Here is a 9,902-nt window from a genome sequence, read left to right on the forward strand (position 1 = left end):
CGTGCTGGCCTCCGCCGTAGTGGTGATGTTCTTCGTGTTCGTCCTGCTGGGCAGCTACACGGTCACCGTCCCCGACTTCTTCACCATCGTCGCCAACCATCTCACCGGCGGCCCGAAGATTCCGGGCGCCAGCTTCATCGTGATGGAGAACAAGCTTCCGCATGCCGTGGTTGGAACCATGATCGGAGTTGCGTTCGGACTGGCCGGCGCCCTCTTCCAGACCATGCTCCGGAACCCGCTGGCCAGCCCCGATGTCATAGGCATCAGCTCCGGGGCCAGCGCGGCGGCCGTTGTTGCCATCGTTGTTTTCGGCGCATCCGGTGCCACGGTGTCCGGGGCGGCGCTGGCCGGTGCGCTCGCCGTGGCCGTCCTGATCCATGCGATCTCCAGCGGCAGGAACCGCGGGCCCGGCCGGGGAAACGCAGCCGGGAACCGCCTCGTCCTGGCCGGTGTAGGCATCGCCGCCGCCCTGCAGGCAGTGGTGAGTTTCCTGATGACCCGCGCCGATATCCGGACCGCCGCCGACGCCCTGGTCTGGCTGAACGGCTCCCTGAACTCCGCCAACTGGGACCGGGCCGGCGCCCTGTTCCTGGCGCTCGCGGTGCTGGTTCCCGCCGTCGTGTTCCTTGCCGGGCCGCTGCGGATCCTGGAACTGGGCGACGACGCCGCCGCCGGACTGGGACTCCGCGTCGCCGGCACCCGCCTGGCCCTCGTGGTCATTGCGGTATCGCTCGCGGCGGTGGCGACGGCGGCGGCCGGGCCGGTCGCATTCGTCGCCTTCCTGGCCGGACCCATCGCCCGCCGCTTCACCGGCAAACCCGGCCTGCCGGCGTCGGCCCTGGTGGGTGCCCTGATTGTCCTCGCGGCGGACTACTTCGCCGCCAACCTCGCCCCGCTGCTGCTGGACGGCACCGTCCTGCCGGTGGGAGTGGTCACCGGCGCGCTCGGCGCCCCGTTCCTGCTGTGGCTCCTGGTCACAGCCAACAGAAAGGACGCCTGACGTGCCCGTCCTGGAAGCACACGGCCTGACACTGCAATACGACCAACGCCGCGTGGTGGACCGGCTCAGCATCCGGATCCCCGAAGGCAGGGTCACCATGATCGTCGGTGCGAACGCCTGCGGAAAGTCCACCCTGCTGCGCGGCCTGTCCCGGCTCCTCAAACCGGCGGCCGGGGCCGTGACCCTGGACGGCAAGGACATCCACGCCCGCCCGGCCCGCGAACTGGCCCGCACCCTCGGCCTGCTTCCCCAGCATCCCGCCGCCCCGGACGGAATCACCGTCCGGGACCTGGTGGGCCGTGGCCGCTACCCGCACCAAGGCCTGTTCCGCAGCTGGAGCGGCAACGATGAAGCAGCCGTGCAGCGCGCGCTGGAAGCCACCGGGACGCTGGACCTGGCCGGGCGCGAGGTGGACGAACTCTCCGGCGGCCAGCGCCAGCGCGCCTGGATTGCCATGGCGCTGGCGCAGGAAACGGAGGTGCTGCTGCTGGACGAACCCACCACGTACCTCGACCTGGCGCACCAGGTGGAAGTCCTGGACCTGGTCACGGACCTGAACCGCACACGGGGCACCACGGTGGCCATCGTCCTGCACGACCTCAACCTCGCCGCACGCTACGCAGACCACATCATCGCCATGAAGGAGGGCGACGTAACGGCCGCCGGCACCCCCGCCGACGTGGTGACCGAACACCTGGTCCGCGACGTCTTCGGCCTCGAAAGCCGCGTCATCCCCGACCCCGTCTCCGGGACCCCGCTCATCATTCCCATCGGCCGCCACCACGCCACCGCCAACGAACTGGAGCCCGTCGCATGAAGACCCGCGAAACCGCCGCCACCCAGCCGATGAGCCTGGCCTTCGAGGTCAGCGTCACCTCGGTCCGCGACCTCAGTCCCAACTTCCGCAGGATCACCTTCGGCGCGTACTCGCTGCGCGGGTTCGGCGTCCACGGCGACACCCTTGACCTCCGGATCAAACTGCTGATCCCCTCGCTCGCCGCCGACGGCACCGAACTGCCGCTCCCGGCCTTCAACACCAGCCGGCCGGGCTGGTACCGGGACTGGCTTGCCATGGACCCGGCCGTCCGCGGCGCCATGCGGACCTATACCGTCCGGGAGGCCAGGCTGGACGCGGTGTACCCGGAGATCGACGTTGATTTCGCCCTGCACGGCAATCACCGCGGGCTGCCCATGGACGCCTACGGCCCGGCTGCGAACTGGGCCGTGAACGCCAAACCGGGCGATTCCCTGACCATCATCGGCCCCAACAACCGCGCAGCGCACTGCGTCACCGCGGAAACCTACTCCGGCATCGAATGGCGGCCCGGGCTTGCCCAGCGCATCCTGCTCGCCGGCGACGAAACCGCCGTCCCCGCGATCTCCGCGATCCTGGAAACCCTTCCCCCCTACATGAGCGGTCACGCGTTCCTCGAGGTCCAAGAGGCTGGGGACTTCCTGGAGCTCAGCTCGCCGGCCGATATCGAGATCACCTGGCTGGCCCGCGGTGCCGCCATCGGCAGGTCCAGGCCGCACGGCCAGTTGCTGCAGGAGGCAGTGCGCAAGGCCGTCCCCGTGCCGGGCTGGGTGGGCATCACCGCGGACGGCGGCGGCGCGGGGCCGGAGCCCGAAGACGTCAACGTCGACGTGGACATCCTTTGGGAAACGCCCGCCCGGATGGAGGCCGCCGCCGTCACCGCCTCCAGGAATCCGAGCCTGCCCGCCGGTGCCATGCCCTTCTACGCCTGGATCGCCGGCGAAGCGGCCGCCATCCGGGACCTGCGCCGGTACCTGGTCCGCGAGGTAGGCATCGACCGCAAGCAGGTGGCGTTCATGGGCTACTGGCGGCAGGGCAAGGCCGAGGGCTGAGTCTTCCTGCGCCTGGGTGCGCCGGCGACACTATTTCGCCGTCGCTTAGCGGTTGGACCCTTCCCAAACTTCGCAAGCTCAGTTCGGGGCCCTCGGGTCCGCCCTTCCTCCCTGCACTTCGTTCCGGCCGCGGGCGGCCTCTCTCCGCTCCGGTCGGCGATGCGCTCCTACGCGAAACAGCGTCGCCGGCTTAGAGCCTCTCCGTCACCCAAGCTTTACCTCGGCTTTCCCTGCGCGCTTCTTCTTGCGTTTAGGTTGGGGTCGTGGTGCCTGAATCCTTGCTTCCTGACTCGGGGCGGCGGGTGTTTGTTGCCCTGGGGGACTCTTTCACCGAAGGGGTGGGGGACCGGGATGAGCGGCTGCCCAACGGGGTGCGGGGCTGGGCCGACCGGGTGGCCGAGAAACTGGCCAAAGCGCAGCCCGGCTGGAAGTACGCCAACCTGGCCATCAGGAGCAAGCGGCTCAGGCACATCATCGACGAACAATTGGAGCCCGCCCTGCGCATGCGGCCCACGCTGATCACGCTCTACGCCGGCGGCAACGACATCCTGGACCTGAAGACGGACATGGGCGCGCTGATGGCGGACTACGAGCAATTCGTCGCCGCACTCGCAGGGACCGGGGCTACCGTGGTCCTCTTCACCGGGTTCGACGTCAAGGTTTCGGCGCTGCTGGAGCCGCTGAAGAAGCGCAATGCCTACTACAACCAGCGGGTCCGGGAGATCGCCGCGAAGCACGGGGCCCTGTTGGTGGATTACTGGTGCCTGGACGCCTTCCATGACCGGAGGATGTGGGACTCGGACCGGCTCCACATGTCCAAGGCCGGGCACAAATACCTTGCCGGGCAGGTGCTGGACCAGTTGGGCGTACCGCACAAGATCAAGCTCAAGGACTGGGAACCGGCCGCCCGGCTCAGCGTGCGCGAATGGGAGCAGCAGCAGCGGCGCTGGGTCCACGACTGGGTCCTGCCGCTGTTCGGCCGCAAGCTCCGCGGCGTCACGCTGGGGGATACGCTCACCCCGCGCTGGCCGGAGCCGGTGAAGGTCCCGCGCAAAGGGCTGAAGAAGCTTGCGGCGGAAACGCCCGACGACGGCGCCGTGCCTTAGCTGGTCTGGGCGGGCGGGGTGTCCAGCAGGTTTTCATACCCCGGCGCCACCCGGCCGGCATGGAACTCCAGCACCTCGAAATCGGCCACCCCGTTGGAGTAGAACGGGTCCTGCGCCAGGCTGGCGTCGAGGGTGGCGCGGTCCGCCTGCGACAGCAACAATCCTCCGGTACGCGGAATCTTGCGGCCCGCGGCGATGAACACGCCGTCGTCGAAGGCCTTTTGTAGCCAGGCGATGTGGGCGTCGTTATGGAAGTCGACGATCTCCTGGGGCACGCGGTAGGTGAGGGAGACAACATACATGGGCCAAGCCTACCGGCGTCACAACGGGCTACTTGAAAGATCAATCGTAGAATGGGCTCATGACCGAACCCCGATGGCTCAACGCAGACGAACGCCGTGCCTGGCTGGCGCTGGTGAGCATCAACACGTTGCTGCCTGCGGCACTCGATACCAGGCTGCACGGCGCGGGGAAGTTGTCCCTTTTCGACTACACCGTCCTGGCCATGCTCTCCGAAGCCGAGGACCGGTTCCTGCCCATGAGTGAGCTGGCCGCCCGCAGCAGCGCTTCCCTGTCCCGCCTCTCCCATGTGGTGACGAAGCTCCAAAAACGGGGCTGGGTGGAGCGCCGGCCGCACCCCCACGATGCGCGGGTCACGACGGCGCACCTCACCGAGGAAGGCATGGCGACCATTGTGGGGCTGGCACCCCGCCACGTTGAGGATGTCCGGGACCTGTTCCTCGATGCCTTGACCGAACAGGACGTCCTGGACCTGGCGCGGATCGGCGAAAAAGTTGTCGGACGGCTGGACACTGACCACTGGATCCTGCGCGAAACCAAGGGCTGAGCCGCCGATTGGTTGCTTCCGGCAACGGATGGCAAACTTACCGCATGGATTTCACTTCCCGGTTCGTGGCCCTGGGCGATTCTTTCACTGAAGGCGTTGGCGACGACGACCCCGCCCGCCCCAATGGCGTGCGCGGCTGGGCCGACCGCCTGGCCGAACAACTGTGCGCCGCCGATCCCGGCTTCGGCTACGCCAACCTGGCCATCCGCGGCAGGAAGCTCCGCCAGATCCTTGCCGAGCAGGTGGACGCCGCCGTCGAACTCAAGCCCACACTGGTGAGTATTTACGCAGGTGCCAATGACATCCTCCGGCCACGCGTGGACATCGACGAACTTCTGGTGGAGTACAACGACGCCGTCGGCCGGCTGGCCGCTACCGGCGCCACCGTGGTGATGTTCACCGGCTTCGATGCCCGGGGGTCAAAGGTCTTCGGCACCATGCGCGGCCGGACGGCTATCTATAACGAGCTGGTCCGCGGCATCGCGGGGGACCACGGTGCGCTGTTGGTGGACTACTGGCGCTTCAGCGAGTACTACGACTGGGGCATGTGGGCCCATGACCGGATGCACATGTCCGCTGCGGGCCACGCCAACATGGCCAAGCGTGTGCTCGAAGTCCTCAAATATGACCACTCCATCGACATCCCGCCCATGACGCCGGTCCCCGAACTCAGCGGCAGGGAGGCGCTCCGCGCCAACGCCCAATGGTTCCGGGAATATGCGGCCCCGTGGGTGGTCCGCCGGGTCACCGGCAAGTCGTCCGGGGACAACCTCCGGCCCAAGTACGCCCAGCTCACGCGTCTCTGACCCCCGCAGTGTCCGGCCGCCGTCCTCAGGCGTGCCGGAACGCCGGAGTGGCCAGCATCGAGCCGTCGGCGCGGATCGCCAATACGGCAACATCCCAGGTGTCAGCGGCCAGGTTCAGCATGGGCGTACCGCCGGAAACGATTGCCGTGGTCAGCACATCGGCGGTAACGATGTCCGCCGCCGCCACGGTGACCTGGACGAATTCCGTCCCACCGCCCAGCCGCCAGATGTGCTCGCCCCGCTCGGCGGAACCTGAGGTTGCAAGGGCTGCGTGCTGGCCGCCCGCCCCAAGCGCATACCCGGTGATCAGCGTGCGGCGGTCCGCCGGATCCACAATCCCGGCCTTCCACGGCTCCGTGCTGCCGGGCCGGGGCGAGCCGCTCACCAGGACGTCGCCGCCGGCGTTGAGGCACCAGTCGCGCCGGCCCAGGGCCAGGAGCGAGGTCCCGGCCTCGCGGATTGCGTGGCCTTTGACGAGGCCGGACAGATCAAGGACGCCGTCGGGCCTCTCGGGGGTAAAAGCGCCTTCCGTGCGCAGCCGCCATTCGTGCGCTTCCGCGTACCGTTCCCGCATCTGCGCAGAGGCCGTCCGCAGCGTCAGTTCCCCGCGGGCCAGCCGGCTGGCTTCGGAGTCCGGGCGGTACAGGCTGAAGGTTTCGTCGAGTTCCCGGAAAAGGCGTTCGACGACGGCGGTGGCGGCGGAGAGCTCGTCAAGCCGAGGCTGCCCTTCCGCGGCCATTCCGACGGGCATGGTCAGGCTGATGACCGTACCCATGCACTCGAAGGTGCGGGCTTTCAGGACCGGGGTGCCGGTTTGCGCCGGCAGCGGGCTAGAGGTGCGCTGCATCGATCGCTGCCTGGAGTGAGGTGAGGTAGGCGTTGCTGGTAACGGTGGCGCCGCTGATGGTCTTGATGCCGGCCGACTGGGCAGCCAGCGCCTCGCTGCGGAGCAGGGGTGCCGCGCGGTTGCTGATCTGGACCGACTTGCCGTCGGTGTTGGTCAGCTGGAGGGCTGTGACATCCGTGATCTTGCCGTTCGCCACCGTGATCTGCACCTGCACGGGGCCGAACCTGGTCTGCACAGTGGTGCCCTTGTAGGTGCCGGAGGCGGTGGAACCCGACGAACCGGACGAGCTCGAGGAGCCGGTCGTCCCCGACGTGCCGGACGAGCCTGTTGTGCCGGAGGAACCCGAAGCGGTGGAGGAACCCGTCCCGGATGCGCCGGTGCCGGTGCCGGTGGCGCCCGTGGTGCCGGTCGCCGTCGTGTCTGTTGCGACGGTGCTGATGCCTGGTACCTGCGTGCCGGCCTGCCAGCCCGCCAGGAGAATCCCGGCGGAGGCAAAGGCGGCAGCGGCGAGTCCGCGTATTTTCACCAGTTAAACCTTTCGTGATGGATCTGGTCCTCGCGGACGCCGGCCTTCGCGGCGTCCGCCCTGACGTTGGCCGCCCAGGTGGCCGGTCCGCAGACGTAGACGTCTGCGTCCTTGATGTCCGGGACGTAGGAGGTGAGGCTGTAGCCGTTGCGCACGGCGTCCTCGGGGAGCCAGGTGGAGCGGCCCTGGGACCGCGGCCCGGTGAGGTGGAAGAGCCTGACCCCGCGTTCCTGGCAGAGCTCCAGGATTTCGCGGCTGAGATAGAGTTCCTGCTCCGTGTGGCCGCGGAGCAGGACGCTCGCCTCCCCGGGGCCGAACGGCGTGGTTTCCAGCAGCGCGCGCAGCGGAGTGATGCCGATGCCGGCACCGATCATGACCACTTTGTTCTTGGTGCGGGCAGCGGTGCTGAGCAGGCCGTACGGTCCCTCCAGCGCCACTTTGGTTCCCTTGCGGAGCCGGAGGAGACCGGCCGATCCGTCGCCCAGGTTGCGGACGGTGATCCGCATGGTTCCCTGGCCGTCGGGGCCGGTGAAGACGGGCTCGGCAGAGAGGCTGAACGGGTGCGGATGCCACCACATTCCGGGGGCCAGGAACCGCCAGATGAAGAAGCGTCCGCCGGTCCCCGCCAGCTGGTCCAGCTGCCGGCCGCGCATGACGATGTTCACGACGCCGGGCGCCACGGATTCGACCTTGGCCACAGTGAGCTGGTGCCTGAGGGTGGCCAGTACCGGTTCCAGGATGCGGAAGTACACCAGTGCCGTTCCGGTGGAGATGCAGATGGCCAGCCAATACCAGCGCTGCCAGGTCCCTGCGGCGAAGAGCCCGCCCACGCTGAACTGGTGCGGGATTGAGGTGGCGACGGCGGCATAGGTCAGCAGGTGCACCACGTACCAGAACTCGTACGGGAAGCGGCGCCGGACGGCCACCAGGGACGTCACCACGACGGCGATAAACAGGGCCATGGAGACGAACGCCAGCCACATATCGGGGACCTGCATCCAGAGGTTGACGGACTCGGTGACAGGGTCGAGCCCCTCCGCCATGCCGTACCCGATGGCGATCAGGACGCCGTGGGCCAACAGCAGGTATAGGGAGGGCTTGCCCAGCTTGCCGTGGAATTCCAGGGCGCGGTCGTGGCCGATGGTCCGGTCAATGAAGGGGATCCTTGCGGCCAGGAGCAGCATGAGCAGGACAAGGTCCATACCCGCCAGTCCGGCCACGATCCCGCCCGCGGTGAACAGCCCCGCGGGGGATGTGATGGTCGAAGCCCCGCCGTCCGCCAGCCAGAGGGCAACGGCCGCGGCAACGGAGGCCCAGGCAATCACGGTCAGGAGGTCGGTGCGGAGCATGCGCTGCTTGTGCTGGCCGGCGAACCGGTCGCGGACTGGCCGTGGTGTGGACAGGGAAGGGCGCTCCGGACGGCCGGAGCTGCTTGCGGCCGGTGTTGTCGGCAGGAGCTGCGTGTTCATGCCTCCAAGATTGCTGTGGGAAGCTATGTCCCTGCTGTGAAAAGGGGGAACAAGCTGCTGTGACCTTTCGGTCCCGCTGCCGCCCTTATACACCCGATTGGTCTTTAATTGCGTCAACTCGTAGACTTGGTAGGCGCTAAGTGCGCGGAGCGTGCGCAATTGCTCCGGTTGCCCGGTAATTTTCTCCAGGGCGGCCGGTAGTTAGGGGCTCAAGTTGCGTGACTAACCGTTGCCCTTCTTCACTTTTGGGTCGCCCTTAGCAGCATGGTCCAGCAGCAGATATGCGGATCATTACTTTCAATTCTTGAGGAGAAGTCATGGCAGCACACTGCCAAGTGACCGGAGCCGAGCCGGGCTTTGGGCACAGCATTTCGCACTCGCACCGCCGCAACAAGCGTCGGTTCGATCCGAACATTCAGAAGAAGCGCTACTGGGTTCCGTCCCTGCGCCGTAACGTCACGCTGCAGGTCTCTGCACGTGGCATCAAGACCATCGACGTGCGCGGCATCGACGCAGTCGTCGCCGACATTCTGGCTCGTGGGGTGAAGCTCTAGTGGCTAAGGACAAGGACGTACGTCCGATCATCAAGCTCAAGTCGACCGCGGGCACGGGTTACACCTACGTAACCCGCAAGAACCGTCGTAACGATCCTGACCGCATGGTCCTGAAGAAGTACGACCCCAAGATCCGCCAGCACGTCGAATTCCGAGAGGAGCGCTAAACATGGCTAAGAAGTCCAAGATTGCTCGCAACGAGCAGCGCAAGGTCATCGTTGAGCGTTACGCTGCGAAGCGCCTCGAGCTGAAGAAGACCCTGGTTGACGAAAACGCAACCGACGAAGCACGCGAAGCAGCCCGCCTGGGCCTGCAGAAGCTGCCCCGCAACGCGTCCCCGATCCGTCTGCGCAACCGCGACATCATCGACGGCCGTCCCCGCGGTACCTTCCAGAAGTTCGGTATCTCCCGTGTTCGCTTCCGCGACATGGCTCACCGCGGTGAGCTCCCGGGCATCACCAAGTCTTCCTGGTAATCCAGCACTGCTGATACCAGCTGCTTGAGAAGGGCCGGCAACCATGTGGTTGCCGGCCCTTCTGCGTTTAACCCACTCCGCGGGTGGTGGTTGAGCATGTGTGCGCCCTGTGCGGCAGCACACACGGCAGGATGACGACGGCGGGAGGCGGCCTGGGTGCCAGTTGGCCCGTTTCGCCGCGGAATCCCGGGGATGTACTCCGCTGGGAGGGCCGGTTTGCGGTGACGCCGGTGGGCGTGTATTGTTTTCTAAGTCGCCGCGGGGGAGACAGTGAAGAACTGATCACCGGGCGGCCACAAACCCCAAATCAAAGCCAAAATCTGGTTGCTCTTCAGGGCGCTGGAAATCGGTGGGGCCGGTCTTCAATTCGATTCAGATCCTGGAAGATGGATTTGCGTTGGGGTGG

Annotated in this window: 13 protein-coding genes; 9 read left to right on the forward strand and 4 right to left on the reverse strand. The window is 67.0% G+C overall.

The genetic code is table 11. The annotated features are described in order from the left end of the window. Positions 1-25: 25 nt before the first annotated feature. The 4 genes from DC347_RS20380 to DC347_RS20395 all read left to right on the forward strand — a co-directional run bounded on the left by DC347_RS20380 (position 26) and on the right by DC347_RS20395 (position 3,972). Complete coding sequence (locus DC347_RS20380) at positions 26-1,000, forward strand: iron chelate uptake ABC transporter family permease subunit (protein WP_240617886.1); 975 nt, start codon at positions 26-28, stop codon at positions 998-1,000. A 1-nt stretch (position 1,001) separates the two neighbouring features. Continuing rightward, complete coding sequence (locus DC347_RS20385; protein WP_018763935.1) at positions 1,002-1,817, forward strand: ABC transporter ATP-binding protein; 816 nt, start codon at positions 1,002-1,004, stop codon at positions 1,815-1,817. Next, on the forward strand, positions 1,814-2,866 hold the full coding sequence (locus tag DC347_RS20390) for a siderophore-interacting protein (RefSeq protein WP_109864284.1): 1,053 nt from the start codon (positions 1,814-1,816) through the stop codon (positions 2,864-2,866). The genes DC347_RS20385 and DC347_RS20390 overlap by 4 nt, the downstream gene beginning before the upstream one ends. Before the next feature lie 263 nt (positions 2,867-3,129). Further along, positions 3,130-3,972, forward strand: a complete 843-nt coding sequence (locus DC347_RS20395) for an SGNH/GDSL hydrolase family protein (protein ID WP_109864285.1) — start codon at positions 3,130-3,132, stop codon at positions 3,970-3,972. Here DC347_RS20395 and DC347_RS20400 read toward each other — a convergent pair. After that, positions 3,969-4,274 carry a YciI family protein gene (locus tag DC347_RS20400; RefSeq protein ID WP_018763938.1) on the reverse strand — a complete coding sequence of 102 codons (306 nt, stop codon included), beginning with the start codon at positions 4,272-4,274 and terminating at the stop codon, positions 3,969-3,971. The genes DC347_RS20395 and DC347_RS20400 overlap by 4 nt on opposite strands. Before the next feature lie 59 nt (positions 4,275-4,333). On the opposite strand from DC347_RS20400, the gene DC347_RS20405 reads away from it, so the two are divergent. Both DC347_RS20405 and DC347_RS20410 read left to right on the forward strand, forming a co-directional pair. After that, positions 4,334-4,819 (forward strand): MarR family winged helix-turn-helix transcriptional regulator, encoded by a 486-nt coding sequence (locus tag DC347_RS20405; RefSeq protein WP_018763939.1) that lies wholly within the window; start codon positions 4,334-4,336, stop codon positions 4,817-4,819. Between the two features lie 44 nt (positions 4,820-4,863). Next, the gene (locus tag DC347_RS20410) at positions 4,864-5,625 is read left to right on the forward strand and encodes an SGNH/GDSL hydrolase family protein (protein WP_026265194.1); all 762 of its coding nucleotides are present in this window, start codon (positions 4,864-4,866) and stop codon (positions 5,623-5,625) included. A 25-nt stretch (positions 5,626-5,650) separates the two neighbouring features. Here the strand turns inward: DC347_RS20410 and DC347_RS20415 are convergent, their stop codons facing one another. The 3 genes from DC347_RS20415 to DC347_RS20425 are packed head-to-tail and all read right to left on the reverse strand — an operon-like array spanning position 5,651 to position 8,467. Continuing rightward, positions 5,651-6,400, reverse strand: a complete 750-nt coding sequence (locus DC347_RS20415) for an FAD:protein FMN transferase (protein ID WP_109864288.1) — start codon at positions 6,398-6,400, stop codon at positions 5,651-5,653. Positions 6,401-6,455: 55 nt separating this feature from the next. Next, on the reverse strand, positions 6,456-6,998 hold the full coding sequence (locus tag DC347_RS20420; protein ID WP_109864286.1) for an FMN-binding protein: 543 nt from the start codon (positions 6,996-6,998) through the stop codon (positions 6,456-6,458). Beyond that, positions 6,995-8,467, reverse strand: coding sequence for a ferric reductase-like transmembrane domain-containing protein (locus DC347_RS20425; protein WP_109864287.1), 1,473 nt, complete (start codon positions 8,465-8,467; stop codon positions 6,995-6,997). The genes DC347_RS20420 and DC347_RS20425 overlap by 4 nt, the downstream gene beginning before the upstream one ends. Positions 8,468-8,784: 317 nt before the next feature. Between DC347_RS20425 and rpmB the strand changes: the two genes are divergently transcribed. The 3 genes from rpmB to rpsN are packed head-to-tail and all read left to right on the forward strand — an operon-like array spanning position 8,785 to position 9,496. Then, positions 8,785-9,021 carry a 50S ribosomal protein L28 gene (rpmB, locus tag DC347_RS20430; RefSeq protein WP_018763944.1) on the forward strand — a complete coding sequence of 79 codons (237 nt, stop codon included), beginning with the start codon at positions 8,785-8,787 and terminating at the stop codon, positions 9,019-9,021. Beyond that, positions 9,021-9,188 carry a 50S ribosomal protein L33 gene (rpmG, locus tag DC347_RS20435; protein WP_013602737.1) on the forward strand — a complete coding sequence of 56 codons (168 nt, stop codon included), beginning with the start codon at positions 9,021-9,023 and terminating at the stop codon, positions 9,186-9,188. The genes rpmB and rpmG overlap by 1 nt, the downstream gene beginning before the upstream one ends. A 2-nt stretch (positions 9,189-9,190) precedes the next feature. Further along, on the forward strand, positions 9,191-9,496 hold the full coding sequence (gene rpsN / locus DC347_RS20440; RefSeq protein WP_015938870.1) for a 30S ribosomal protein S14: 306 nt from the start codon (positions 9,191-9,193) through the stop codon (positions 9,494-9,496). Positions 9,497-9,902 lie beyond the last annotated feature (406 nt).

The organism is Pseudarthrobacter sp. AG30 (genome assembly GCF_003116525.1).
Taxonomy (GTDB): domain Bacteria; phylum Actinomycetota; class Actinomycetes; order Actinomycetales; family Micrococcaceae; genus Arthrobacter.